The 26529-nt window shown below is 46.3% G+C and carries 18 protein-coding genes, 1 tRNA gene and 1 other RNA gene; 13 read left to right on the forward strand and 7 right to left on the reverse strand.

Annotated features, from left to right (window positions below; all coding sequences use genetic code 11):
- Positions 1-59: 59 nt before the first annotated feature.
- Positions 60-1172, forward strand: a complete 1113-nt coding sequence (locus BACSA_RS17880) for a hypothetical protein (RefSeq protein WP_041584110.1) — start codon at positions 60-62, stop codon at positions 1170-1172.
- Positions 1173-1193: 21 nt separating this feature from the next.
- On the opposite strand, the gene BACSA_RS17885 is transcribed toward BACSA_RS17880, so the two are convergent.
- Together BACSA_RS17885 and rnpB are read right to left on the reverse strand one after the other, a co-directional pair.
- On the reverse strand, positions 1194-2504 hold the full coding sequence (locus tag BACSA_RS17885) for a YihY/virulence factor BrkB family protein (protein ID WP_041584111.1): 1311 nt from the start codon (positions 2502-2504) through the stop codon (positions 1194-1196).
- 103 nt (positions 2505-2607) lie between these two features.
- Positions 2608-2969, reverse strand: an RNA gene (gene rnpB, locus BACSA_RS19005) — RNase P RNA component class A.
- 259 nt (positions 2970-3228) lie between these two features.
- On the opposite strand from rnpB, the gene BACSA_RS17890 reads away from it, so the two are divergent.
- Positions 3229-4725, forward strand: a complete 1497-nt coding sequence (locus BACSA_RS17890; RefSeq protein ID WP_013619427.1) for a trypsin-like peptidase domain-containing protein — start codon at positions 3229-3231, stop codon at positions 4723-4725.
- Positions 4726-5282: 557 nt separating this feature from the next.
- Here BACSA_RS17890 and BACSA_RS17895 read toward each other — a convergent pair.
- Positions 5283-5984 (reverse strand): DUF4369 domain-containing protein, encoded by a 702-nt coding sequence (locus tag BACSA_RS17895; protein ID WP_013619430.1) that lies wholly within the window; start codon positions 5982-5984, stop codon positions 5283-5285.
- A gap of 535 nt (positions 5985-6519) precedes the next feature.
- Between BACSA_RS17895 and BACSA_RS17905 the strand changes: the two genes are divergently transcribed.
- From BACSA_RS17905 to carB, 9 genes are all read left to right on the forward strand, one after another.
- A complete protein-coding gene (locus BACSA_RS17905; RefSeq protein WP_013619431.1) occupies positions 6520-8685 on the forward strand; it encodes a S46 family peptidase in 2166 nt (721 codons plus the stop codon).
- 112 nt (positions 8686-8797) lie between these two features.
- A complete protein-coding gene (locus BACSA_RS17910) occupies positions 8798-10957 on the forward strand; it encodes a S46 family peptidase (RefSeq protein WP_013619432.1) in 2160 nt (719 codons plus the stop codon).
- A 186-nt stretch (positions 10958-11143) separates the two neighbouring features.
- Positions 11144-11216 (forward strand) — tRNA-Thr (locus tag BACSA_RS17915).
- A 171-nt stretch (positions 11217-11387) separates the two neighbouring features.
- A complete protein-coding gene (locus BACSA_RS17920) occupies positions 11388-13271 on the forward strand; it encodes an amidophosphoribosyltransferase (protein ID WP_013619433.1) in 1884 nt (627 codons plus the stop codon).
- 19 nt (positions 13272-13290) lie between these two features.
- Entirely contained in the window at positions 13291-14337 is a 1047-nt protein-coding gene (locus BACSA_RS17925; protein ID WP_013619434.1) for a glycoside hydrolase family 43 protein, read from the forward strand.
- 1 nt (position 14338) lies between these two features.
- Entirely contained in the window at positions 14339-14518 is a 180-nt protein-coding gene (locus BACSA_RS17930) for a hypothetical protein (protein WP_013619435.1), read from the forward strand.
- Positions 14515-14658 carry a hypothetical protein gene (locus tag BACSA_RS20345; protein WP_013619436.1) on the forward strand — a complete coding sequence of 48 codons (144 nt, stop codon included), beginning with the start codon at positions 14515-14517 and terminating at the stop codon, positions 14656-14658. Before BACSA_RS17930 ends, BACSA_RS20345 begins: the two co-directional genes overlap by 4 nt.
- Before the next feature lie 227 nt (positions 14659-14885).
- Positions 14886-15962, forward strand: a complete 1077-nt coding sequence (carA, locus tag BACSA_RS17935; protein WP_013619437.1) for a glutamine-hydrolyzing carbamoyl-phosphate synthase small subunit — start codon at positions 14886-14888, stop codon at positions 15960-15962.
- Positions 15963-16094: 132 nt separating this feature from the next.
- Positions 16095-19322, forward strand: coding sequence for a carbamoyl-phosphate synthase (glutamine-hydrolyzing) large subunit (carB, locus tag BACSA_RS17940; protein WP_013619438.1), 3228 nt, complete (start codon positions 16095-16097; stop codon positions 19320-19322).
- Positions 19323-19393: 71 nt separating this feature from the next.
- Here carB and BACSA_RS17945 read toward each other — a convergent pair whose 3' ends face one another.
- Together BACSA_RS17945 and BACSA_RS17950 are read right to left on the reverse strand one after the other, a co-directional pair.
- Complete coding sequence (locus tag BACSA_RS17945) at positions 19394-20884, reverse strand: UxaA family hydrolase (protein WP_013619439.1); 1491 nt, start codon at positions 20882-20884, stop codon at positions 19394-19396.
- Positions 20885-20923: 39 nt separating this feature from the next.
- Complete coding sequence (locus BACSA_RS17950) at positions 20924-22006, reverse strand: LacI family DNA-binding transcriptional regulator (protein ID WP_013619440.1); 1083 nt, start codon at positions 22004-22006, stop codon at positions 20924-20926.
- A 212-nt stretch (positions 22007-22218) separates the two neighbouring features.
- Here BACSA_RS17950 and BACSA_RS17955 point away from each other — a divergent pair, with 212 nt between their 5' ends.
- Together BACSA_RS17955 and BACSA_RS17960 are read left to right on the forward strand one after the other, a co-directional pair.
- Complete coding sequence (locus tag BACSA_RS17955) at positions 22219-23241, forward strand: sugar kinase (RefSeq protein ID WP_013619441.1); 1023 nt, start codon at positions 22219-22221, stop codon at positions 23239-23241.
- A 100-nt stretch (positions 23242-23341) separates the two neighbouring features.
- On the forward strand, positions 23342-24010 hold the full coding sequence (locus tag BACSA_RS17960) for a bifunctional 4-hydroxy-2-oxoglutarate aldolase/2-dehydro-3-deoxy-phosphogluconate aldolase (RefSeq protein WP_013619442.1): 669 nt from the start codon (positions 23342-23344) through the stop codon (positions 24008-24010).
- A 317-nt stretch (positions 24011-24327) separates the two neighbouring features.
- Here BACSA_RS17960 and BACSA_RS20350 read toward each other — a convergent pair whose 3' ends face one another.
- Positions 24328-24549: a hypothetical protein gene (locus BACSA_RS20350; RefSeq protein WP_041584113.1), complete on the reverse strand. Its 222-nt coding sequence runs from the start codon at positions 24547-24549 to the stop codon at positions 24328-24330.
- A gap of 676 nt (positions 24550-25225) precedes the next feature.
- Positions 25226-26218 carry a tetratricopeptide repeat protein gene (locus BACSA_RS17980; protein WP_144005244.1) on the reverse strand — a complete coding sequence of 331 codons (993 nt, stop codon included), beginning with the start codon at positions 26216-26218 and terminating at the stop codon, positions 25226-25228.
- Positions 26219-26529 lie beyond the last annotated feature (311 nt).

A 26529-nucleotide genomic window follows, 5' to 3' on the forward strand; every position in this document is an offset into this window, starting at 1 on the left:
GAACTTTGTTGAATAAAAAATATTGATAATTTTAGAAGCTGTTTTGAATTTATCGTGCGATGATTTGGGATGAGTTTTTGAGGCATTTTCGCTTCTGTGATGAGGAAGATAGCGGGCTATCTGACGAAGAACAGGAGCGAAAAGGACCAAAAAATCGCCCAAAGCACACACGAAAACGGATACATCAAGCCAAGAAAAACTTTTTGGAGAAATTCAAAACAGCTTCTAAAAAGCTTCGACTTATGGATAATGTAACATTGGCAAAAATATACGATAAAATAGAAAAGGAACACCTTTCTTTCAAGGAATTATCACAAAGTCTCAATATGGATTTGGAAGACATATTCGAGGGAATGGCAGACATCGTGAATAAAGAAATTGTTTTGCATGTCGATTATTTGATGGACGATGAAATGTGCTTGTCTGAAGACTACAAGGATGCACTGCAATTTATAAAAGAAAGATCGAACGACAACATAGAAATCCAAAGCAATTATTTTTCCGACAGAATAGAAGATTCGAACGACGAATTTGGGGATATGATAGAGGGCTTTAACACGTATTGTGAGGAAAACATACATGGACTTATAGCTGCCAGTTTCCGCGATTCACATGTTTCATTGGAAGACATGGTGAAATGTTATGAAGGACGATTTACAAGAGAGGAAATCATAGCGCTTGTAAAAAAAGCGGTAGTGGAGAATCATATCAAAACAGATGTAACGCATCTCATCCCTAATGCTGAAAATGAAGAGGAAAGGGAAGAGCTTCTATTCATTCAAAACCTGTCCGACCAAATTGAAAAGCCGGTCGTAGATAAGGTGGAATATGTTCCGATTGGACAAAAATTGGCATCCGGGAGGCTTCAAGGTATCTGTGGCAGCTATGCTGAATATATTGACCCTATGTATATGGATGAGGTTATTAAGTGCATGCGTTTCCAGAAAATAGAAAACATCTGCGAAGCATACGACATAAAATATGAGCCAGGTATCAGCGGAGAAGAAATATGTGCGGGCATTTATCTATATCTGCTTAGCCAAGACTACAGGCAGATACAAAATATCAAGTTCTTTGCTTCACCTTATGTTGCGCTTGAATTTTACATGAAAAGCATACAACCTAATAATGATATAACTGTTTTCTACGACATTGGGATTTTTGATGATTAAAAAAAGAATGCCGTACTCCGGCTACAAATCCTTCACCAGAATGCGCCCGCTTTGGTACAGGTACGCCTGCTTTGCCTCAATCAGGGCATGCCACGAAGCCGAATAGTCCTCCTTGTCTATCTTGAAGTTTTCGGCGCCGGCACTGTCCAGCCGCTCTATCAGCACACCTACGGTCAGGCGGTTGATGTCCATTCCGGGCAAATAACGGATGTTTCCTTCTTTATCGTCATCAGAAGTTTCGTAAACCAGACGGACATCGGTCAGCTCGTAGAGGATATTTTTTGTCAGCCGGATGGGAATCTTATGCTCTTTGCTCAGCTCTTCTGCCGTATAGGGCTGCTGCTCGTGCTCGAACCGCTTGCAGATAGCGGAGAGCACGATGGCACAGAAGAAATCGTGGTAGCGCCGGCTGATATGCGCCGTTTCTTTCCCGAAGCTGAACGAAGAAAGGTTCTGGCTGACGTAGCTCATCTCGGCACCGAACAGGCAGATGGTCCACGACACCTGTGTCCATAACAGGAACATCGGGATGGCGGCAAAGCTTCCGTAGATGGCATTGTAGTTCGAAATCCATATCTGGCTGTTGACGTAGAAATACTGGAAAGCCTGAAAGGCACTACCTGCCAGTATCCCCGGAAACCAGGCATGGCTTAGCTTCACTTTCGTGTTGGGCATGAACACGTATAGCGCGATGAACATCCCCCACGTTAAGGCATACGGGACGAGACGCACCAGGAACTTCAGCATCGGTCCCAGCAGAAGGAAGGTTTCCAAATCCTTCACGTACGTGGTCATCACGATGGTCAGACCGCTGGAGATAACAATGAGCAACGGAAGCAGTAGCAGCATCGAAAAATAATCGGTTATCTGGCGGAACACCGTGCGGGGACGCTTTACCTGCCAGATGGCGTTGAAACTGCGCTCGATGTTGTCTATCAGCATCAGGATGGTAAACAGCAACATAATCAAGCCCACGCCGATGAAGATGCCGCTCTGCGCGTGTTGCAGGTAAGAATTGACCCACGAAAACACCAGCTCGCTCTGCTGGCTCATCACACCGCTTTTGATTTGCTGTTCCATCAATGCATCGAAACCGAAGCCGCGGGCAATGGCGAACAGCAGGGCAAGGATGGGGATGATAGACAGCAATGTGCTATACGTCAGTGCCGAAGCACGCACCGGAATGCGGTCGTTCAAGAACTGCTCTATCGAAAGGTAAATGATTTTCACACACGAATACAGGCGCTTCCTCACTGGAGTTACCTCATCTTCGGTGATTCTCCAGATGCCGTCTGTCAAGAATTGAAGCCAATATTGCAGTCTCATAGTCATTAAATTAAGAATGAAGAACTTTTTAAATGAAGAATGAAGAAACAGCATTCGGCGTAAGCCAATGCCATGCGGACGAAGTCAAATTCTTCATTCTTAATTTAAAAAAAGCAGCCGGCCTGTAAGCCGGGTTCTGTTCCTTATATAATATAAGGTGTCTGTCATTTATCTACGCCCTTTGTCACCAAAAGGCTCTAGCGGTCTACCCTCCGACGTGGGGCGAGCAACCCTCGTTAATGCCGGTTTACACGACCTTACAACTCCTAAGATGCACAGCCCGCGTGTCACCACGCGGCTGGTAGGCTCTTACCCTACCTTCTCACCCTTACCTCTCCGGGTAGGAGCGGCGGTTATTTTCTTCTGCATTACTCTACCCTCGCGGATAGCTTTCTGTTAGGAAGTAGGATGCTCTGCGTTGCCCGGACTTTCCTCTTGTGCCGAAACACCAGCGACAGACCGTCCGACTGCTTTCTGACTGCAAAGGTACGCAATAAATGCATACCTCCTGCCATTTTTACGAGAAATATCTTTTGCGACTGCAAAAGTGACTGATAATGAATGCAAATTTGTCAGTTATCCCCGTTAAGCGCGGTTAAGGAGCTGTCTTGCTTTGTTAAAAGAGAGAAAAAAGAACACACAAGGAGTACAACCGCATAATATTTGTTCTACTTTAGCAGATGAAATGTTAAAGCAATAACGAAATTAACAATTTAAACCAGTTATAGATATGAAAAAGACAACTAAGTTCGCATTAGGAGCAGTCGCACTGATTGCTGTAAGCGCAGGAGTGGCAGGAGTGACTTCGTATGCCATCCTCCAGTCTAAAGATACAAAGAACGCTTCTTTCTACGAAGAGTTCCAAACGGCTACTCCAGCCAAATATGCTGCATTCGATACATCGAAAATGCAGCCCGTCGACCTGACACAAGCAGCCGAAAGTTCACTGAACTCTGTAGTACACATCATGGCTATCCAGCGGAGTAAGACGAAGGTAATACAGACCCAACCGGATATTTTCGATTTCTTCTTCGGTGACGGCCGCGGACGCCAGCAGCAGGTCCAGACTCCCGAACAAAAGGGTTTCGGTTCGGGCGTTATTATCTCGAAAGACGGATACATCGTGACGAACAATCACGTGATTGATGATGCCGACGAGATTTCGGTCAAGCTGCACGACGGACGGGAAATGAAAGGACGGGTTATCGGTACCGATGCTACTACCGACCTGGCTTTGGTGAAGATAGAAGGCGATGATTTTCCTGCCATTCCGGTAGGCGACTCGGATGCCTTGAAGGTAGGCGAATGGGTGCTTGCCGTAGGTAATCCCTTCAATTTGGGCTCTACCGTAACGGCGGGTGTCGTAAGTGCCAAGGCACGTGGATTAGGTGCCAATCAGGTAGAATCATTCATTCAGACCGATGCCGCCATCAACCAAGGAAACAGTGGTGGTGCACTGGTGAATGCAAAAGGCGAGTTAGTGGGTATCAACGCCATGCTGGTTTCTCCCACCGGAGCTTATTCGGGCTACGGCTTCGCCATACCTACCAGCATCATGACCAAGGTGGTGACCGACCTGAAGCAATACGGAACCGTACAGCGTGCTTTGTTGGGCATCGGAGGACGCGATATGGGTAGAGAAGAATTTCCGGAAGAAATCCGTAAGGAGCAGAAAGAACTGGGCATCGGATATGGTGTACAAGTTGTAGAAGTACAAGAAGAAGGCTCGGCTGCCGGCATCTTGAAAGTAAACGATGTCATCATTGCCATAGATGGTGAGAAGGTAGAAACCATGGCTTCTTTGCAAGGCATCCTTGCCAAGAAACGTCCGGGAGACAAGGTGAAAGTGAAAGTATTCCGCGACAAGAAAGACCAGGAATTCACCATCACTCTGAAGAATGCTCAAGGTAATACGAAAGTAGTGAAGAAAGCCGACATGGAACTGCTGGGAGCAGCCTTCCGCGAAGTGCCTGCCGAACTGAAACGCCAGCTCAACTTAGGATATGGTGTACAGGTAACAGGTGTAAGCGACGGACGTATGGCAGACAGCGGTATCCGCAAAGGATTCATCATTCTGAAAGCCAACGGCAAACAACTTCGTACCGTACAGGATTTGGAAGACGTGATGAAAGCGGCTTCCCAGTCGCCCGACCAGGTATTGTTCATGACCGGTGTCTATCCGTCGGGCAAGCGCGCCAACTATGCCGTAGACTTGGCACAAAATTAACAATATAAATAGTAGTTTTCATAGGATAAAAAGGTAAAAGTAGATTGCATTTACACATTAGTTAAGAGGCGGTTTCGTTTAAAAGCGGAATCGCCTTTTTTCTTTATATACGTCCTGATGGCGGAAACCCTATAGCCTGAAATAAGGAAACTTATCGGAGAGGACAGGTGAGAGGTAGCCGGAAGCGGTCTGGAAATCCGCATGAAGTTGTTTGTTTCGCTTGTTGCATATAGCTGCATGCCGTGTAAGATTAATAATCTTACAGCCGGAAGATTATTAATCTTACAGCGTGAAGGTTATTAATCTTACAAGCGATGCAGCTATATGCGTTGACGCACAGAGATAGGTCATGCCGGTTATGCAGCTTGCTGCAATCGGTTTTACAGGTAGGTTTTAGACTCTGCTCGGATTTTATACTTTTCGCGGCATTAATTTGCGCATTTTGTGGATGTTATCATAGTAGTAGAGATGATGTGCGCATCGTCTCTACAGAAACGGTGCGAGATGTACAGGAAATGCACAAATCCATACTGTGCATGGGGTATGATAATCTTGTTTTATTGTGCTGCTTGTAACTTGTCCATATTGGTCCGTGCGATGGAGATAAACTCCTTTATCATCGGATTTTCCTTGAATGAGGCGGGAGCGTTGTCGATGATTTCTTCCATTACGGGAGTAAGGACTGGATAGGGCATGCCGTAGCACATGATAATGAAGATTTCCGGTCCTAACACGTTTTCGTAATTGGTTTGGATAAAGCTTTTGGCAAGGCTGTCCAGTTGAACCGCCACGTCCTGGCGTTGCTTCTCGATTTCTTTTTGCACCTCATCAGGGTTTTTCCCATCCAAAATCATACGTGCTTCCAGATGTTCCACCTCATCGGCACGGTCGCTTAACGAATTGCGTTGGATAATAAACTGGTTGAAACTATCGTTCAGCGGCGTTCCTTTGATGGTAAACCCTGCATTGTTGATGTTGATGTCAATTTTGCCTTCCTCGATTACTAAAGGCATGATGCAATTATCGTCCATAAAAAGGGAAGCTACAACGGTCGAGTCGACTTTCCCTTCCATTTTGAACAATCCGTGTATGACTTCTGCCGAATCGATGTTGACCAGTTTGTCGCCCGAAGGAACTTTGATGAAAAGCATTTTCCCGTCGAGGCTTGACACCGAGGATACGCCTTCTATCTTATATTTCTTTCCGCAGGAGGTACAGAAAATCGCACAGAAGAATAAGAATAAATACAACTTATACATGCACAAAAGCCTTTTAGAATTCACGGGGCAAAGGTATAATGTTTCGGTTTTTCGTGGAAATAAATTATCAAAAATTAAACTTAATAGGGGATTATTACAAGACCTTTGTGGACTGGCCGGGAGTGCATCCTTTCGTGCAAGCAGTGTTTCGGTTATAGTAGAACAGAATTGGTTTGCGAAAAAATCGAACGCGGAGACGCAAAGACGCGGAGCCAAACGCTACTCTCTGTGCTCTTTGCTCTCTCAAAAAAATAATTTGAATATCCGCAAACATCCCATGTAGGGGCGTATCGCATACGCCCGAATGCATCAACTAACCCATGCGGATGTCTTCGGGGCGTATGCGATACGCCCCTACAAGGCAATTGGGTGGAATGCGGATATTAAAAAAATAAACATTGCGCTTCCGCGTCTCTGCGTTCCATTCTATTTCCCGCAATTCAAAACAGTTTCTGAATAAAGCGAATTTTCCATATTTTTGCTTATCTTTGTCGCTCGCTAATGAATTGAGTCGAATATTAATGGAATACTAAAAATGAAAAAACTGAAACTTTGGGCGCTTGCGCTGGTTTGCGCACTGTTTGCGCCCGTGAAAGCAGATGAAGGAATGTGGCTCCTCCAGCTGATGCAGGAGCAGAACCTTGCCGACCGTATGAAGGCGCAAGGTTTGAAGATAGGCGTGGATGATATTTATAGTCCGAATCATGTGGCTTTGAAAGATGCCGTAGGTATTTTCGGGCGCGGATGTACGGGTGAAATCATTTCGCCCGACGGGCTGATTTTGACCAATCACCATTGCGGATACGATGCCATTCAGCAACACAGTTCGGTAGAACATGATTACCTGACAGATGGCTTTTGGGCAAAGAGCCGTTCGGAAGAGCTTCCCACTCCGGGGTTGACTTTCAAGTTTGTGGAACGTATTGTAGACGTAACCGAGCAGGTAAATGAAGACATTAAGGAAGGAAAGGTGACGGAACTTAATTCATTCGGCTCTGAATACTTGAAGAAGCTGGCGGATGAGGCGTTGAAGAAGAGCGACCTGAAAGGAAAACCGGGCATCTCAACTCTGGCATTGCCTTTCTATCAGGGGAATAAGTTCTATCTGTTCTTCATCAAGACTTATAGCGATGTGCGTATGGTGGCAGCTCCTCCTTCGTCTATCGGTAAGTTCGGAGGTGAAACGGATAACTGGATGTGGCCCCGCCATACGGGCGACTTCTCGATGTTCCGTATCTATGCCGACAAGAACGGGGACCCTGCGCCTTATAGTGCCGAAAATGTGCCTTTAAAGGTAAAGAAGCATCTTGCCATCTCGTTGAGAGGATTGCAGGAAGGCGACTATGCCATGATTATGGGATTTCCCGGAAGCACCAGCCGCTATCTGACCCAAAGCGAGGTGAAGCTCCGCATGGACGGAACCAATACACCGCGCATTCAGGTGCGCGAGGCACGTCAGGAAGTGTTGCGCAAGGAAATGGCAGCAAGTGATAAGGTACGTATCCAGTATGCCAGCAAGTTTGCTTCTTCCAGCAACTATTGGAAAAATTCGATTGGAATGAATAAGGCTATCGTCGACAACCGTGTGTTGGAAACCAAGGCAGAGCAGGAAGCCAACTTCGCTAAGTTTGCCAAGGAAAAGAACAATGCCGATTATGCTTCGGTAGTAGGAAAAATCGATGAGTATGTGACTCGGGTGACTCCGCTTGCCAAACAGCTGACTTATTTCACCGAGACTTTCCGTTCTGGTATCGAGTTTGGCGCTACTTACCTGATTTTCGATAACCTGAAAACTGCACTCGAAAAGAATAAGAAGAAAGACATTGAAAAAGCGCTCGAACAACTGAAAGAAGGATATGCCAACGTGCACAATAAGGATTATGACCACGAGGTAGACCGCAAGGTAGCTAAGGTCCTGATTCCGCTTTATGCAAAGAGCGTTCCGGCAGATGCGCTTCCCGCTTTCTATGAAACGATTAAGACGAAATTCAACGGTGATTACAATGCTTATATTGACGCGTTGTATGATACCAGCATTTTCTCGAATCAGAAGAACTTTGATGCGTTCGTGGCTAATCCGACACTGGAAGCCATCAATACGGACTTGGCTGTCCAGTATTCGACCGCCAAGAACGAGATGATGAAAAAATTGTATGAAGCATACGACAAGGCGTGTGGTGATATCGACTTGTTGCACAAAACTTATGTGCGCGGCTTGTGCGAGATGTACGCTCCTACGCCGAAAGCTCCGGATGCCAACTTCACCATTCGTCTGACTTACGGTAATGTGAAATCGTATGACCCGAAGGATGGCGTACATTATAAATATTATACTACGTTGAAGGGTGTAATGGAGAAAGAAGACCCCAATAATCCGGAATTTGTTGTACCGGCGAAGCTGAAAGAACTTTACGCTACGAAAAATTACGGACGCTATGCTTTGCCCAACGGGGAGATGCCGACTTGTTTCCTGACTACAAACGACATTACGGGCGGTAACTCCGGTTCACCGGTAATGAACGGTAACGGTGAGTTGATTGGCGCTGCATTCGACGGCAACTGGGAGTCGCTTTCGGGTGACATCAATTTCGATAACAACCTTCAGCGTTGCATTGCTGTAGATATCCGCTATGTGTTGTTTATCGTGGAGAAATTGGGCGGATGCAAGAACCTGATTGATGAAATGACGATTGTAGAATAAGTGATATATTTTAGATGAAACGCAGATTAACGCAGATTTCCGCGGATTGATAAAGAATTAAAATAATCTGCGTAAATCTGCGTTAATCTGCGTTTTTCAATGAATAAGCATTATGAGAAAATCCCTATTGATAACATTCTTTTCCGCTTGCTTCCTGGCTTCTCATGCCGATGAAGGCATGTGGATGCTGACCGACCTGAAGAAACAGAATGCGGCGGTGATGCAAGATTTGGGACTGGACATCAGCATTGATAAGGTGTATTGTCCTGAGGGCATCAGCCTGAAAGATGCGGTGGTTCACTTTGGCGGAGGCTGTACGGGCGAAGTAGTATCGGCGGAAGGGCTGGTGCTTACCAATCACCATTGCGGGTACAGTTATATCCAGCAACACAGTTCTGTAGAACACGATTACCTGACCGATGGCTTTTGGGCGAAGACATACGCCGAAGAGCTTCCTTGCGAAGGGCTGACCGTGACTTTTATCGACCGCATCCTTGATGTGACCGATTATGTATTGGAACAATTAAAGAAAGACGAAGACCCCGAAGGACTGAATTATCTTTCGCCTTCCTATCTGGAGAAAGTGGCGGTTCGGTTTGCCAAGAAAGAAAAGATAAAGACCGATGACTTTACGGTACTCGAACTGAAACCGTTTTATGGTGCCAATAAGTATTATCTGTTCGTCAAGACCGTTTATAAGGACATCCGTATGGTGGGTGCTCCTCCTTCGTCTATCGGAAAGTTTGGTGCTGATACCGATAATTGGATGTGGCCACGCCATTGCGGAGACTTTTCTATTTTCCGTATTTATGCCTCGAAAGATGGGAAGCCGGCTTTGTATTCTTCCGAGAATGTGCCTCTGAAGGTGAAGAAGCATCTGACTATCAATGCCGGCGGCATCAAGGAAGGTGACTTCACGTTTGTGATGGGATTTCCCGGACGCAATTGGCGTTACATGATTAGCGATGAGGTGGAAGAGCGTATGAGTACCACGAACTTTATGCGCGATACCGTGCGGGGCGTGCGGCTTCGGGTATTGGGCGAAGAAATGGCAAAGGATGCCAAGACCCGCATCCAGTATGCGGCTAAGTATGCTTCGTCTGCCAACTATTGGAAGAACGCCATTGGCATGAACGAAGGGCTGGTGCGCCTCAAAGTGCTCGACCGCAAGAAAGCAGAGCAAGAGCGTTTGCTGGCATACGGGCGTGAGACGGGAAACGATGCCTATCAGCAAGCCTACGGTGCCATTAAGCAGATTGTAGCCAAACGTCATGATGCCGTTTATCACCAGCAAGCCATTTATGAGGCGTTGATGTTGGGAACGGAATTTTCGAAAGTGCCTGATACAGACGGTTTGTTGAATGCTTTGGAGAATGGAAAGAAGAAAGAGATAGACGAAGCGGTATCTGCCTTGCGGGCAGAGGGAGCGAAGTTCTTCAATAAGGATTACAGTCCCGAAGTGGACCGGAAAGTATCGAAGCAATTGATTGCCCTTTATGCGCGGTTGGTTCCTGCGGCACAACATATCGGTATCTTTGAGGTGGTAAACGAACGGTTCGGAGGGAATACCGATGCCTTTGTAGATGCTTGTTTCGATAGTTCAATCTTCAGCACTCCCGAAGCATTGGAAGCATTCCTGGCGCATCCCGGTGCGGATAAGTTGAAGAATGACCTGATGGTGCAATATGCCCGTTCGGTAAAGGAAGGTTATCGGAAGGCAGGCGAGGAGATGAAAGCCGAAACCAATGCCTATAACCGTGCGCACAAGACGTGGGTGGCAGGTATGCTGGCGTTGAAGCAAAAGGAAGGGAAAGCTATCTATCCGGATGCCAACTCTACGTTGCGCCTGACGTACGGCAAGATAGGCTCGTATGAACCTGCGGATGGAGAAGAGTATCTGTATTACACCACGCTGAAAGGGGTGATGGAAAAAGAAGATCCGGACAATCCTGAATTTATTGTGCCCGATAAGCTGAAGGAATTATATCGCACGAAAGATTTCGGTCCGTATGCAATGTCCGACGGACGTATGCCGGTTTGCTTTGTGACGGCTACCGATAATACCGGAGGCAATTCAGGTTCACCGGTGTTCAATGCTCAAGGCGAACTGATAGGTATCGGTTTCGACCGGAACTATGAAGGGCTGACGGGGGATATCGCTTATAACCCGCAGCTTCAGCGCGCCGCTTGTGTGGACATCCGCTACGTGTTGTTCATCATCGACAAGTATGCGGGCATCCAAAGGCTGATAGATGAAATGACAATCAAATAATGAGTGTTTATGTGCACAGGAGGCAGACACAGAGGGGATAGGACATGGGCTGCTGTATGGATTCTTGCCTCTCTGTGTCTTCTTTTCTGCGACGTATTTTAAAGGTTCTTTGAAAAAAAGTCCTGATTTCTTTTGTATATTCGAAGAAAGCCGTATCTTTGCATCGCTTTTCAGAAAATGAGGCACGCCGAAATAACTCAGTTGGTAGAGTAACTCATTCGTAATGAGTAAGTCGCGGGTTCGAGTCCCGCTTTCGGCTCACGGATTCACAAATCGTGGGTCTTTTTTTATATCCGAACAAAAGAAGAATCATGTGTAGTTTATACTTCGACATAAAGACATTAATTCATAAAAAAAATACCTGAACTTACCGATTCGGTAATTCAGGTATTTTTTTTATCTTAACGGCGACTAAACGAAAACGAGCAATATGGAACCACTTAAACACGAATGCGGAGTAGCGATGATACGGTTGCTTAAACCGTTGGAATATTATCAAGAGAAATACGGAACATGGATGTATGGGCTCAACAAGTTGTATCTGTTGATGGAAAAGCAGCACAACCGCGGGCAGGAAGGTGCCGGACTGGCGTGTGTAAAGCTTCAGGCAAATCCGGGAGAGGAATACATGTTCCGTGAAAGAGGGTTAGGGTCGGGAGCGATTACCGAAATATTCGGAACGGTGCACGGTTATTTCAAAGAGCTTACTCCCGAACAGATGGCAGATGCGGAATATGCCAAGCAATGCCTGCCTTTTGCCGGCGAGCTTTATATGGGGCATCTGCGTTACTCTACCACAGGCAAAAGTGGCATTTCGTATGTGCATCCCTTTTTGCGGCGCAATAATTGGCGGGCAAAGAACCTTGCCTTGTGCGGCAATTTCAACTTGACGAATGTCGATGAGATATTTGCCGACATTACAGCCGCGGGTCAGCATCCGCGCAAGTATGCCGATACGTATATCATGCTGGAACAGGTGGGGCACCGGCTCGACCGCGAAGTGGAACGCCTTTATAATGAATGTAAGGCGGAAGGGCTGGAAGGAATGGACATTACGCATACGATTGAAGACCGTATTGACATTACCAATGTGTTGAAGACTTCTACTCCGAAGTGGGATGGAGGATATGTGATATGCGGGCTGACGGGAAGCGGTGAAGCGTTTGCCGTGCGTGACCCGTGGGGCATCCGTCCGGGATTCTGGTATATGGACGATGAGATTATGGTACTTGCATCCGAGCGGCCGGTCATTCAGACGGTACTGAATGTGCCTGCAGACAGCATCAACGAACTTTTGCCCGGGCAGGCTATCTGGGTGAACAAGAAGGGGCAGATGCGTCTGGAGCAAATCAATGAGCCGAAGAAGAAGAAGGCTTGTTCGTTCGAACGCATTTACTTCAGCCGGGGAAGCGATATGGATATCTACCGCGAACGGAAACTCTTGGGGCAGAAACTGGTGGATCCGATTCTGAAAGTAATCGATTACGATGTGGTGCATACCGTATTTTCTTTTATTCCGAATACGGCGGAGGTGGCATTCTATGGCATGTTGGAAGGCTTCGACAATTACCTGAACCAGCTCAAGGTGCAGCGCATCGAGGCATTGGGGCATAAGCCCAGCCATACGGAACTGGAACAAATCCTGTCGCAACGCATCCGGAGCGAAAAGGTAGCTATCAAGGATATCAAGTTGCGTACATTTATCGCCGAAGGCAATACGCGGAACGACCTTGCCGCCCATGTATATGATGTAACGTATGGAAGTCTGGTCCCCTATGCCGATAACCTGGTGATAATCGATGATAGCATCGTGCGGGGAACTACGCTGAAGCAGAGCATTATTAGTATTCTCGACCGTTTGCATCCGAAAAAGATTGTCATTGTGTCATCTTCGCCCCAAGTGCGTTATCCCGACTATTACGGCATTGATATGGCAAGTATGGAGCAGTTCATTGCTTTCCGTGCCGCTATTGCCTTGTTGGAGGACAGGGGGATGCGTCGCGTCATCGAAGATGCATACCGTAAGTCGAAAGAGCAAGTGGGCTTGCCTAAAGAAGAGATGGTGAATTATGTGAAAGAAATCTATGCACCATTTACCGATGAGGAAATCTCACGCAAGATGGTGGAACTTCTTACCCCTGTGGGCACACAGGCAAAAGTGGAAATCGTTTACCAGACGCTCGATGGCTTGCACGAGGCTTGTCCCGACCATGAAGGAGACTGGTACTTCAGCGGTGACTATCCTACTCCAGGGGGCGTGAAACTGGTCAACAAGGCATTTATTGATTACATTGAACAAATATACCAATTTTAACTCCTATATATAATAAGGTATGAGAAGATTTTTCTTGGCTTCGGTTGCAGCTTTGGCTCTTGCCGGAGGACATGCGCAAAATGTGCAGAAAGGCGATTACGGGTATCTGTATTGCCACATGAGCGGACGCGGGGAATGGACGGCATACGCCTTGAGCCGCGACGGACTGAACTATCACGACCTGTTGGACGGAGGTCCCGTGTATGATGTGCAGAAGCTTTCGCCTATTGAGGGAGGCGCGCGCGATGCTTTTATCTGCCGCACTTCGGACGGGAAAGGTTATCTGATGGTTACTACTGACATGTGTGTCGGAAAGAGCAAGCAATGGTTTAACTATGGCATCAACCTGCTCCGTAGCGATGATTTGATTCATTGGACTTCTACTACCTTCGACTTCCGCAAGGGACCGGATATTTTCTGCGATCCCGATTCACCGGATGTGTATAAGGATTATGCCGGCATCAAGCGGGTATGGGCACCTCAAATCTTTTGGGACCCTGCTTATGTATGGCCCGACGGAACCAAAGGAGGATACATGATTTATTATTCCTTGCTCAATCCTGCCGAGGACCAATACGACCGGGTATTTTATTCGTACGCCGATGCTTCGTTCACCCGATTGACCAAGCCTCGTGTGCTGGTCGACTGGGGTTATGCTACCATTGATGCTGACATCAACTATGTGCCTGCCGACGGGCTTTACCACATGCTTATCAAGAAAGAGGGAGGCACGCCGGGCATCTTTGCCGCTACTTCTGACAAACTGACCGGACCTTATAAGATAAAGGATGAAAACGATTATGTGAAGTTCGAGGGCAACAAGAAGTGCGAAGGCTGCTCGGCATTCCAGCTGGTGGGCGATTCTACGTGGCGCGTTGCTTATATCGAATATTCATCCAATCCCAAGCGGTACCGCATTTGCCAGGCAGATGAATACCTTCAGAATTTCCATTCGCCCGTTACCCTTGAAGGTGTAGCCCATCCTCAGCACGGTTCGTTTATGCGGCTTACGAAAGAGGAATACGAACGCCTTCAGAAATGGTCGGATGAACAAATGAAAAAGTGATATGGAAGAGAAAAACAAATCGAAATTTGATGCCGGATATGGTTTGGCAGTAGGGCTGATGCTGGGAGTGACAATCGGTGTTTGCCTTGATAACATAGCCTTATGGATGCCCTTAGGCTTACTCGTTGGCATCACTATTGATTTCGGTTTGAAAGGAAAGAAAGATAATAAAAAGCAATGAGTGAACAAAAGGACAAAAATTATCTTTGGCTTGTATTTATAGCTTTAGGTATGGGTATTGCGATAATAGCGGATAATTTGCTGATAGGCCTTTGTTTAGTTGCTATAGGAATTTATCTTTATACTAAGAAACTGTTTTGAATTTATCGTGCGCTGATTTGGGATGAGTTTTTGAGGCATTTCCGCTTGTGTGATGAGGAAGATAGCGGGCTATCTGACGAAGAACAGAAGCGGAAAGGACCAAAAAATCGCCCAAAGCACACACGAAAAACGGATACATCAAGACGAGAAAAACTTTTTGGAGAAATTCAAAACAGTTTCTAAGAATAAGAAAAAAACACAAAACAATAAAGACGAATTAGATTAGAATGAGAAACGTGACGTTAATCCTTGACGACGGGAGCCGGTTTCACGGCAAGTCGTTCGGTTATGAGAAGCCGGTAGCGGGTGAAGTGGTGTTTAATACGGCGATGACCGGATATCCGGAAAGCCTGACAGACCCTTCGTATGCAGGTCAGTTGATGACGTTGACTTATCCGCTGGTAGGAAACTACGGGGTGCCTCCGTTCACATTCGAGGCGAACGGTTTGCCTACTTTTATGGAGAGTGAAAAAATACATGCTGAGGCGATTATCGTGAGTGATTATAGCGAGCGGTATAGCCACTGGAATGCTGTGGAGAGCTTGGCAGACTGGTTGAAGCGTGAGCAGATTCCCGGTATCACAGGCATTGACACACGCGAACTTACGAAGGTGTTGCGTGAGCACGGTGTGATGATGGGAAAGATTGTGTTCGATGATGAACCGGACAACGTTCCCGAAGCGCAATACGCCGGAGTGAACTATGTGGATAAAGTATCGTGTAAGGAAGTGATTCGCTATAACGAGGGTAACGGGCGCAAGAAGGTAGTGTTGGTGGATTGTGGGGTGAAGTCCAATATCGTCCGTTGTCTGCTCAAGCGCGGTGTGGAGGTTATCCGTGTGCCTTGGGATTACGACTTTAACGGACTGGACTTTGACGGGCTTTTTATTTCCAACGGACCGGGCGACCCTGATACGTGCGATGCGGCTGTGCAGAACATCCGCAAAGCGATGCAGAACGAAAAACTTCCCATTTTCGGTATCTGTATGGGGAATCAGTTGCTTTCGAAGGCAGGAGGTGCAAAAATATATAAGTTAAAGTACGGTCATCGGAGCCATAACCAGCCGGTACGTATGGTAGGGACGGAGCGTTGTTTCATCACTTCGCAGAATCACGGATATGCGGTGGACAATAATACCTTGGGAGCCGATTGGGAACCGCTTTTCATCAACATGAACGATGGCTCGAACGAAGGAATCCGCCACAAATGCAATCCTTGGTTCTCGGCTCAGTTTCATCCGGAAGCAGCCAGCGGGCCTACAGATACGGAATTCCTTTTCGATGAGTTCGTGAAACTGCTCTGAGATTTAGGATAAAACGCGGATTAACGCAGATTTCCGCGGATTATTTTAATAAAAAATTTAATCTGCGTGAATCTGCGCTAATCTGCGTTTCAAAAAAGGAATAAGAACTAACTACTAATTATAGAAATATCAATGAAAGATAACATAAAGAAAGTATTGTTGCTGGGTTCCGGCGCATTGAAGATCGGTGAAGCTGGCGAATTTGATTATTCCGGTTCGCAGGCACTGAAGGCTCTTAAGGAAGAAGGTATCGAAACGGTGCTTATCAATCCCAATATCGCTACGGTGCAGACTTCGGAAGGTGTGGCTGATAAGATTTATTTCCTTCCTGTCACTCCTTATTTTGTGGAGAAAGTCATCGATAAGGAACGTCCGGATGGGGTGTTGCTCTCGTTTGGCGGACAAACGGCATTGAATTGCGGTGTCGCTCTCTATCAGGGAGGGGTGTTCGAGAAATACGGCGTGCAGGTATTGGGTACTCCCGTACAGGCCATTATGGATACGGAAGACCGCGAACTCTTTGTGAAGAAGCTGGATGAAATCAACGTGAAGACTATCAAGAGCGAGGCTTGCGAGAATATTGAGCAGGCACGCCAGGCGGCACGCGACTTGGGCTATCCGGTTATTATCCGTGCAGCATACGCCTTGGGAGGTCTTGGTTCAGGCTTTTGCGATAACGAAGAAGAACTGAATGTGCTGGCGGAAAAAGCATTTTCCTTCTCTCCGCAGGTTTTGGTGGAAAAGAGCCTGAAAGGATGGAAAGAAGTGGAATACGAGGTAGTGCGTGACCGGTTCGACAATTGCATCACGGTCTGCAATATGGAAAACTTCGACCCGCTGGGCATTCATACGGGTGAAAGTATCGTCATTGCTCCGAGCCAGACGCTGACCAACAGTGAATACCATAAGCTGCGCGAGCTTGCCATCCGTATCATCCGTCACATCGGTATCGTGGGCGAATGTAATGTGCAATATGCTTTCGACCCTGAATCGGAAGACTATCGTGTGATTGAGGTAAATGCCCGTCTGAGCCGTTCCTCTGCACTGGCATCGAAGGCAACAGGGTATCCGCTGGCATTTGTAGCTGCCAAGTTGGGATTGGGCTATGGACTGTTCGACCTGAAGAACTCAGTGACCAAGACCACATCGGCATTTTTCGAACCTGCACTCGACTATGTGGTATGTAAGATTCCGCGCTGGGACTTGGGCAAGTTCCACGGTGTAGACCGCGAGTTAGGCTCTTCGATGAAGTCGGTAGGCGAGGTTATGGCTATCGGACGTACGTTTGAGGAAGCGATTCAGAAAGGCCTTCGTATGATAGGGCAGGGCATGCACGGTTTTGTAGAAAACAAAGAACTGGTCATTGCCGATATCGACAAGGCATTGCGCGAACCTACCGACAAGCGTATCTTTGTTATTTCGAAGGCGATGCGTGCCGGTTATACCGTTGACCAAATCCACGACCTGACCAAGATAGACAAATGGTTCCTTTACAAACTGGAGAACATTATGCAGACTTCCAAAGAACTGCACGAATGGGGGAACAATCATATACAGCTTTCCGAACTTCCGAAAGAATTGCTTTATAAAGCCAAACGTCAGGGATTTTCCGATTTTCAGGTGGCACGTGCCATCGGTTATCAAGGTGAGATGGAAGACGGCATTCTTGCCGTGCGTGCGTACCGTAAAGCCATCGGTGTACTTCCGGTCGTAAAACAGATTGATACCCTTGCCGCTGAATATCCTGCACAGACCAACTATCTGTATCTGACGTATAGCGGTGTGGCAAACGATGTGCATTACTTGGGCGACCACAAGAGTATTGTGGTGCTTGGTTCGGGAGCTTACCGTATCGGTTCATCGGTGGAATTTGACTGGTGCGGCGTGCAGGCATTGAATACCATCCGCAAGGAAGGGTATCGTTCGGTAATGATTAACTATAATCCCGAAACGGTTTCTACCGACTATGATATGTGCGATCGTCTCTATTTCGACGAACTGACATTTGAACGCGTAATGGATATCCTCGACTTGGAAAATCCGCATGGAGTCATTGTTTCGACTGGCGGTCAGATTCCAAACAATCTTGCCATGCGCCTCGATGCACAAAAGGTGAACATTCTGGGAACATCCGCCAAGAGTATCGACAATGCTGAAGACCGCGATAAGTTCTCGGCTATGCTCGACCGCATCGGTGTAGACCAGCCCGAATGGAGCGCATTGACTTCGATGGATGATATCAACGCCTTTATTCAGAAAGTCGGTTTCCCGGTATTGGTACGTCCGTCGTATGTACTTTCAGGAGCAGCTATGAATGTTTGTTCCAACCAGGATGAGCTGGAACGTTTCTTGCAGCTTGCCGCCAATGTATCGAAAAAACATCCGGTAGTAGTGAGCCAGTTCATCGAACATGCCAAAGAAGTGGAAATGGACGCCGTGGCTCAGAACGGTGAGATTATCGTTTATGCCATCTCCGAGCATATCGAGTTTGCCGGTGTACATTCGGGAGATGCTACTATTCAGTTCCCTCCCCAAAAACTGTATGTGGAGACAGTGCGCCGTATCAAGCGCATTTCCCGTCAGATAGCCAAGGAACTGAACATTTCCGGACCGTTCAATATCCAGTTCCTTGCCCGCGACAATGACATTAAGGTGATTGAGTGTAACCTCCGTGCTTCCCGTTCGTTCCCGTTCGTGAGCAAGGTGCTCAAGATAAACTTCATTGAACTTGCCACTAAGGTGATGCTCGGGCTTCCGGTAGAGAAACCCGAAAAGAACCTCTTCGAACTGGATTATGTAGGCATTAAGGCGAGCCAGTTCTCGTTTAACCGCTTGCAGAAAGCCGACCCTGTATTGGGCGTGGATATGGCATCTACGGGCGAAGTCGGTTGTTTGGGTGATGATACTTCATGCGCCATCCTGAAAGCGATGCTTTCGGTGGGATATCGTATCCCCGAAAAGAATATTCTGCTTTCTACGGGTAGCACCAAGCAGAAGGTGGATATGCTTCAGGCATCGCGTGCATTGAAGGCGAAAGGCTATAATCTCTATGCTACTGGCGGTACTTCGAAGTTCCTCACCGAGAACGGCATTGAGAATACCCGTGTGTACTGGCCCAGCGAAGAAGGACATCTGCAGGCACTTGAGATGCTTCACAAGAAAGAAATCGATATGGTGGTGAACATTCCGCGTGACTTGTCGGTAGGCGAACTTACCAATGGTTACAAGATTCGTCGTGCGGCTATTGACTTGAATATCCCGTTGATAACAAATGCCCGTCTGGCAAGTGCGTTTATCAATGCATTTTGCTCGATGAGCATTGATGACATTGCCATCAAGAGTTGGGACGAATATAAATAAATGAAGAATGAAGAGTGAAGAATGAAGAATTAGCAGACATCCGCTAAATTCTTCATTCTTCATTCTTTATTTTACAAAGTTACTCCCGTTTTGAAAATAGCGATTTCGCGATAGTTTTTCTTTTCATTGTTGACCCATTCGCCGCTGGCTACCCGGATTACATAATCGGTAAAGCGTTTACAGGTTACTTCCATGGGTTCGTTTTCTACAATCACTCCCGCATTGAAATCAATCCATCCCGGTTTATGAGCTGCCAGATTTGAATTTGTTGAAATCTTCATGGTAGGTACATACGTGCCGAAAGGCGTTCCGCGTCCTGTTGTGAACAATACGATATGGCATCCGCAAGATGCAAGAGCCGTAGCTGCCACCAGGTCATTTCCCGGAGCGGAAAGCAGGTTTAAGCCTTTGGTTTGCAGGCGTTCGCCATAGGGCATAACTCCTGATACGTAGCTTTTTCCGCATTTCTGAGTACATCCCAATGCCTTTTCTTCCAGTGTAGAAATACCTCCGGCTTTGTTTCCCGGTGAAGGATTTTCGCCTACCGGTTCGCCGTGCGAGAGGAAATAATCCTTAAAGTCGTTGATTAAATGTACGGTTTGGTTGAATAATTCCGGCGTTTTGCAACGGTTCATCAAGATGGTTTCCGCTCCGAACATTTCGGGTACTTCGGTCAGTACAGAAGTGCCGCCTTGTGCTATCAGGTAATCAGAGAACATACCCAGCAGCGGGTTGGCGGTAATTCCGGAGAATCCGTCCGAACCTCCGCATTTCAGACCTACGCGCAATTCCGACAAAGGAATGTCTTCGCGTACGTCTTGCTTGCATTTGGCATACAGGTCGCGCAGGATTTTCATGCCTTCTTCGAATTCATCGTCTACTTTTTGTGCGACCATGAATTTGATGCGCTCTTCATCGTAGGCACCTATGAATTCACGGAAGATGTCGGGCTGGTTGTTTTCGCATCCCAATCCTACGACCAATACTGCTCCTGCATTGGGATGGAGCACCATGTCGCGCAGGATTTTCTTTGTATTCTCATGGTCTTCGCCCAGCTGCGAACATCCGTAGTTGTGGGGGAAGGCTACGATGGCATCAATGCCCTCTTCTTTTGTTTCCTTACGCAAAGCTTCGGCAAGCTGGTTGACAATGCCGTTTACGCAACCCACGGTCGGGATAATCCATATTTCGTTACGGATTCCTACATCGCCGTTTTTGCGGCGGTATCCTTTAAAGGTCCGGTTTTCGTGCGGAATGTCCAGCGATACTTCTATCGGGCTGTAGGTGTAATCCAGTAATCCGGCAAGGTTGGTTTTGATTTCTTTTTCGCAAATCCAGCTTCCTTGCGGTACGGGCTTGATGGCATGTCCGATAGGATAACCGTATTTAATGATGTTCTCCCCTTCGTTAAAGTCTTTCAATGTAACTTTGTGTCCGGCAGGGATATCTGTTTTCAAGGTAATGTTCTGACCGTCCACTTGGATGGTCTCTCCCGCTTTCAGTGGGGTAATTGCAACGGCAACATTGTCTGCCGGGTTGATTTTCAGGTAAGTTGTTTCCATACGTTATGTGTTAGTTATTATTAAAAAATATTTTTGCGTTTAATGATTGTCTTTCCGGTGTGCGCTCAGGTAGAAGTCAATGTTTTCTATGCTTAGCAAATTGATGGGCATGTAGTTGCATGCTTTTATCTCTTTTTTCAGTATCAGGTGATTGCAGAGGCTTTCGATGCTGCTATACCCTTGCAGGGTTGGCTGTTGGGCAATGATGAAGTCGATGCTTCCTTTCCGCAGGCAGTCGACATTGCGTTGCAGCAAGTCGTATCCCATTAAGTGGAAATCTTTTTTCCCGTGTCTTTCCATGTATTCGCCGATGGCATAGGCTTTTGAGTTAAAGGTGATTCCGTACTGGATGCCCGGATATTTCTTGAAAAAATTGTCCAATATCGTTTCATCCTCATCGGGGAGTTTGGCATACAGGTTTACGGTGAACATGTTCAGGTTCGGGCGATGCTCTTTCATATACGTGTAAAAACCTTCTTCGCGGTGCAATTGTTGGTTTGAGCCTAATCTGCCTTCGCTGATTTGCCGGAAGATGACCAGTTCTGTTGCGCCTTGCATCAACATGCTCATCATCCGTGCGGCGAAATACCCGCTTTGTTCGGCATGTTGTCCGTAAAAACATAGAGGATTTAGTTTCGGAATATTCGAGTCTATAAATATATAAGGTATGCCATGCGTCCGGAGTTCGGATATGAAGCTTTCTGTTTCCGATTCGATGGTGGGGGAAATAATCAGTCCGTCCGGCGATTGTTCCAGTAGCTTTTTGCCTGATTTCAGAAAATCTCCTAAAGTGTATTGGTCGTAATAGGCGAGGGCAAGCGATATGTTGAAGTCTGAAAAATCTTTGATGGCTTGTTTCATGCCGTTTTCTACGTAAGACCAATATTCACCTTCCGAATGTTGTGGCAAAAGGCAGGCAAAGACGTATTTCTTGTTCGAAGCTAACGCGCTTGCATACATGTTGGGCTGGTAATCAAGCTTCTTCAGGATTTTTTCTACTTTCTCCCTGCTTTTTTCAGATACTCCGCTGCGCCCGTGCAATACACGGTCAACGGTTCCTACCGATACTCCCGCTAATTGGGCTATATCTTTAATTCGGATTCGTTCTTCTGGTTTATCCATGTCTTTATACCTAAAAATATGTTGAAAAAGAGGATTCGCTGCGTGCAACGAAAAAATATCGATACAAATATATCACTTTTTTTGGTATTTAAAAAATAAATCGTACCTTTGTGTGCGTACACAATGAGGATATTTTTTAGTTGTGTGCTTGGCAAAGGATAAGAACTTGATTTTAATCAAACTTAGTATAAATAGTATAAAAATTATTAGCAATGGGAAAAATTGTTACGTTAGGCGAGATTATGTTGAGACTGTCTACTCCGGGAAACACCCGTTTCGTACAGTCTGATAATTTTGATGTTGTCTACGGCGGTGGCGAAGCGAATGTAGCTGTCAGCTGTGCCAACTATGGTCATGATGCATATTTTGTGACTAAATTGCCTAAGCATGAAATCGGACAATGTGCCCTCAACGCTTTGCGCAAATATGGCGTAAAGACCGACTACATTGCTCGTGGCGGTGACCGTCTGGGTATTTATTATCTTGAAACAGGTGCTTCTATGCGCCCGAGTAAAGTGATTTACGACCGTGCACACTCAGCTATCGCTGAAGCTGAGCCTTCTGACTTCGACTTTGATGCTATCATGGAAGGTGCTGACTGGTTCCACTGGTCGGGCATCACGCCGGCTATTTCCGATAAAGCTGCAGAACTGACCAAATTGGCTTGCGAGGCTGCCAAGCGTCACGGAGTAACGGTATCTGTAGACTTGAACTTCCGTAAGAAATTGTGGACCAAGGAAAAAGCCCAGTCTATCATGCGCCCGTTGATGCAATACGTGGATGTTTGCATCGGAAACGAAGAAGATGCGGAACTCTGCCTGGGATTCAAGCCCGATGCTGATGTAGAAGGCGGAAAGACCGATGCAGAAGGTTACAAAGGCATTTTCACTGCCATGGCGAAAGAATTCGGATTCAAGTATGTTATCTCTACCTTGCGTGAATCGTTCTCGGCTACTCACAATGGCTGGAAAGCTATGATTTATAACGGTGAAGAGTTCTATACATCGAAGCGTTACGATATCAACCCCATTATCGACCGTGTAGGTGGCGGCGACTCGTTCTCAGGCGGTATCATCCACGGTCTGCTGACGAAGCCGAACCAAGGCGAAGCATTGGAATTTGCCGTAGCTGCTTCTGCATTGAAACATACCATCAACGGTGACTTCAACCTTGTTTCGGTAGAAGAGGTAGAAGCACTGGCTGGCGGTGATGCAAGCGGTCGTGTACAACGATAAAATCCTTTTATTCACCACAGATTACACAGATTATTTTATTTTGAACCAATAAATCTGTGTAATCTGTGGTGAGAATATCATAAACTTAAAACTTTAAATTGTGGCAAAATTTGATAAGATAGCTGTGTTGAACAAAATCGGTTCAACCGGCATGGTGCCTGTGTTCTACCATAAAGACGCAGAAGTGGCAAAGAAAGTGGTTAAGGCTTGCTATGATGGCGGCGTGCGTGCTTTCGAGTTTACAAACCGTGGTGACTTCGCTCACGAGGTATTTGCCGAAGTAGTGAAGTTCGCCGCTAAGGAATGTCCTGAAATGGCGTTGGGCGTAGGCTCTGTAGTAGACCCTGCTACGGCTGCACTCTATATCCAGTTGGGAGCCAACTTCGTGGTAGGTCCGTTGTTCAATCCCGAAATCGCTAAGGTATGCAACCGCCGTTTGGTAGCTTATACGCCGGGATGCGGAAGCGTATCCGAAGTAGGCTTCGCGCAAGAAGTGGGATGCGACTTGTGCAAGATATTCCCGGGCGATGTATTAGGTCCGAAATTGGTAAAAGGCATGTTGGCTCCGATGCCTTGGTCGAAACTGATGGTGACCGGCGGTGTAGAGCCTACTCAAGAAAACCTGACCGCTTGGATTAAGGCAGGCGTATTCTGCGTAGGTATGGGCTCGAAGCTGTTCCCGAAAGACAAGGTAGCGGCTGAGGACTGGGCATACATTACCGACAAGTGTAAAGAAGCATTAGGCTATATTGCCGAAGCTCGTAAATAAAGAAAGATTCGGAACGAAAGTTCATTTTGTTTAAAGGTGTATAAAGTGAGAGGCATCGCAGGCATGCAAAAGCATGTTTTGCGATGCTTTCTTTTTATGTTTGCAATAGTAGAGGGAATATACAAATCTATACCATGCATGGTATAGCTAAATGCGGACATCATTATTGGTTTTATTTAATTTGTCCAAATCCCATTTCGCAACATTGTTTTCAATGTATTCGGCAATATGGTTCATCTCATCGGTGTTTCTGATGATGCGCTCATGAAAACGGGATTGCCATGCAAAAGGGATGTTGTTTTGGCGGGAATAACAGGTCATAGCACGTTTAAATCCTCCGATAACAACAGATAATGCCCCACGCTTATGTGAGAAACTGTTTTGAATTTCTCCAAAAAGTTTTTCTCGTCTTGATGTATCCGTTTTCGTGTGTGCTTTGGGCGATTTTTTGGTCCTTTCCGCTTCTGTTCTTCGTCAGATAGCCCGCTATCTTCCTCATCACACAAGCGGAAATGCCTCAAAAACTCATCCCAAATCATCGCACGATAAATTCAAAACAGTTTCTGATATTTCTCGCATTCTATTGTCAACAGTTTCTGTTTTCCAACGTGCTTGTTGTGATGGTCGTGGTTGTAGAGACGATGTGCACATCGTCTCTACTGTTTCCTCACCATTTCTATACCGTTTCGCATTCAATTCACATATAGTATGCGTATTCACAAAGGTAATGATAAATCTTAAGAAGCGGTAGAACATGAGTCGTAAAATCATATCTTTTATGCCTCTTCATAGAGGTTATTCATTGCTCTATGTTCCTGCAGCTTGTTGCTAATGCAATGAATCAAGGCTGATAATCTGTTCGCGGTAGCCTGAGTTTTATATTCCACGGGCTGGAATGTACATTCCATTGGCTGGAATATACGTTCTACGGCATGGAATATACGTTCCAGCCCGTGGAACATAAAACCTAATAGGCTGGAATGATAATGTATACTATGTGCGGTATGGATTTGTGTATTCTTCCGAACATTTTGCATACGGGCATTTCGCACCGTTTCTGTAGAGACGATGTGCACATCGTCTTTACTATGTAGTATACACAAAATGTACAAATGTAAATGCCGCACACAGTATAAACAGGCTGTAAAGATAATGCAAGGGCGGTTTTATCGGAAAGGCTGGCGGTTGCCACTCCGGCATGTGTGCAGAAGCAGCTTATATCTGCATGGTAATATATTCATAAAGTGACATTTGTGCGGGCAGGTCGATGTTCAGTCGTGTGCGCAGGCGCAGGGTTTTGGTGCGTACCGAAGAGGGGTTGATGCCCAGCAGCGATGCCTCGTCGTTGGTGTCGAATCCGAACATGTAGAGGCAGCAGTATGCCCACTCCGATTCGCTCAGGTCGGGGCAGCAGTCGATGACGTACCTCCGCAGGTCGGGATATATTTTTTGCGCTTGTTGCTTGATTTGTTCCCATAGCTCTTCGCTAATGAGCGTCCGGGTGTTTTGCGGCTTCCTCTGCTTTGCCAGCTGGTGCAGTTTCTTATATGCAGGCGAGCTTTCCAGCATGTTTTCCCGCAGGGTGCGGTAGCGTGCGGTCAGCGTTTCCATTTCTTCGCGCATCCGTTCCAGTTCCTTTTCCTCTTCTTCCGAATGTTTCAGCAAGGCGTTTTTCCGTTCCATCTCGATGGAAAGCTCCAGCAGGCGGTTGCGTGTATCGCGTATGTCCGCTTGTTGCAGCAGGAGTTTCTTTTCCGTCCGCTTGCGGTAGCCGAAGTATGCCCACAGCATGGCTAACACCACTATCAGGCATACGGCGCAAGCCAGCAGATAGCCCGTTTGCCTGAGCCGAAGCTCGGCATTCTCGGTCATCAGCTTTTGGTGCTTGTAGCGGTTTTCTATTTCGAGTATTTTCGATTCGTTGGAGGAGATGAAAAAAGAATCTTTCAGAAGTGAATATTCTTCTAGGTGCTTTAAGGCATCAGCATAGTTCTCTTGTTGTTTGCAGAGTAGATACTTTGTTTTATTAATTAGAAGTAAACTTTGGGCAGAATGTTGTGGAATCTTGTTCAAAAGTGCCTCTGCCTTATTGTAAGATTGCATTTGGAAATATAAGTCTATCAATGCCCAATAATCCGATATCGAATCTTGGCTTATAGCCAATGCTTGATGAAAATAGGATTCTGCTTTTTCATATTTGTGTTTCATAGCGTAAATGTTTCCATATGCGTTTAATAAAGAGGCATATACATTTTTATCATTTAATGTTTTCCCTATTGAGTCTGCTTTTTGGAGGTATGTTAAAGCTTTTGATAATGAATCCATGTAAGCATAGTTTCTGCAAATGTCTCTTAGTGCACAGACATAACTTCTTTGGTTTTGGGCTTTTTTAAACAAGAGCGCAGCTTCCTTTCTTTTTTTTAGTGACTCTGAAGCAAATTCGTTAATTGAATACAAGTCTGCTGTATACGAACACACATATCCCATTAGTTGATAATCATTGTTTTCTTCTGCTTTCT

The sequence above is a fragment of the Phocaeicola salanitronis DSM 18170 genome, assembly GCF_000190575.1.
GTDB classification, from domain to species: Bacteria; Bacteroidota; Bacteroidia; order Bacteroidales; family Bacteroidaceae; genus Phocaeicola; species Phocaeicola salanitronis.

What these genes read in the sequence shown, in the direction of transcription:
- BACSA_RS17880 (WP_041584110.1), top strand. Translation starts at nt 60, where the DNA reads ATGATTTGGGATGAGTTTTTGAGGCATTTTCGCTTCTGTGATGAGGAA.
- BACSA_RS17885 (WP_041584111.1), bottom strand. Translation starts at nt 2,504, where the DNA reads ATGACTATGAGACTGCAATATTGGCTTCAATTCTTGACAGACGGCATC.
- BACSA_RS17890 (WP_013619427.1), top strand. Translation starts at nt 3,229, where the DNA reads ATGAAAAAGACAACTAAGTTCGCATTAGGAGCAGTCGCACTGATTGCT.
- BACSA_RS17895 (WP_013619430.1), bottom strand. Translation starts at nt 5,984, where the DNA reads ATGTATAAGTTGTATTTATTCTTATTCTTCTGTGCGATTTTCTGTACC.
- BACSA_RS17905 (WP_013619431.1), top strand. Translation starts at nt 6,520, where the DNA reads ATGAAAAAACTGAAACTTTGGGCGCTTGCGCTGGTTTGCGCACTGTTT.
- BACSA_RS17910 (WP_013619432.1), top strand. Translation starts at nt 8,798, where the DNA reads ATGAGAAAATCCCTATTGATAACATTCTTTTCCGCTTGCTTCCTGGCT.
- BACSA_RS17920 (WP_013619433.1), top strand. Translation starts at nt 11,388, where the DNA reads ATGGAACCACTTAAACACGAATGCGGAGTAGCGATGATACGGTTGCTT.
- BACSA_RS17925 (WP_013619434.1), top strand. Translation starts at nt 13,291, where the DNA reads ATGAGAAGATTTTTCTTGGCTTCGGTTGCAGCTTTGGCTCTTGCCGGA.
- BACSA_RS17930 (WP_013619435.1), top strand. Translation starts at nt 14,339, where the DNA reads ATGGAAGAGAAAAACAAATCGAAATTTGATGCCGGATATGGTTTGGCA.
- BACSA_RS20345 (WP_013619436.1), top strand. Translation starts at nt 14,515, where the DNA reads ATGAGTGAACAAAAGGACAAAAATTATCTTTGGCTTGTATTTATAGCT.
- carA (WP_013619437.1), top strand. Translation starts at nt 14,886, where the DNA reads ATGAGAAACGTGACGTTAATCCTTGACGACGGGAGCCGGTTTCACGGC.
- carB (WP_013619438.1), top strand. Translation starts at nt 16,095, where the DNA reads ATGAAAGATAACATAAAGAAAGTATTGTTGCTGGGTTCCGGCGCATTG.
- BACSA_RS17945 (WP_013619439.1), bottom strand. Translation starts at nt 20,884, where the DNA reads ATGGAAACAACTTACCTGAAAATCAACCCGGCAGACAATGTTGCCGTT.
- BACSA_RS17950 (WP_013619440.1), bottom strand. Translation starts at nt 22,006, where the DNA reads ATGGATAAACCAGAAGAACGAATCCGAATTAAAGATATAGCCCAATTA.
- BACSA_RS17955 (WP_013619441.1), top strand. Translation starts at nt 22,219, where the DNA reads ATGGGAAAAATTGTTACGTTAGGCGAGATTATGTTGAGACTGTCTACT.
- BACSA_RS20350 (WP_041584113.1), bottom strand. Translation starts at nt 24,549, where the DNA reads ATGATTTGGGATGAGTTTTTGAGGCATTTCCGCTTGTGTGATGAGGAA.
- BACSA_RS17980 (WP_144005244.1), bottom strand. Translation starts at nt 26,218, where the DNA reads ATGAAACACAAATATGAAAAAGCAGAATCCTATTTTCATCAAGCATTG.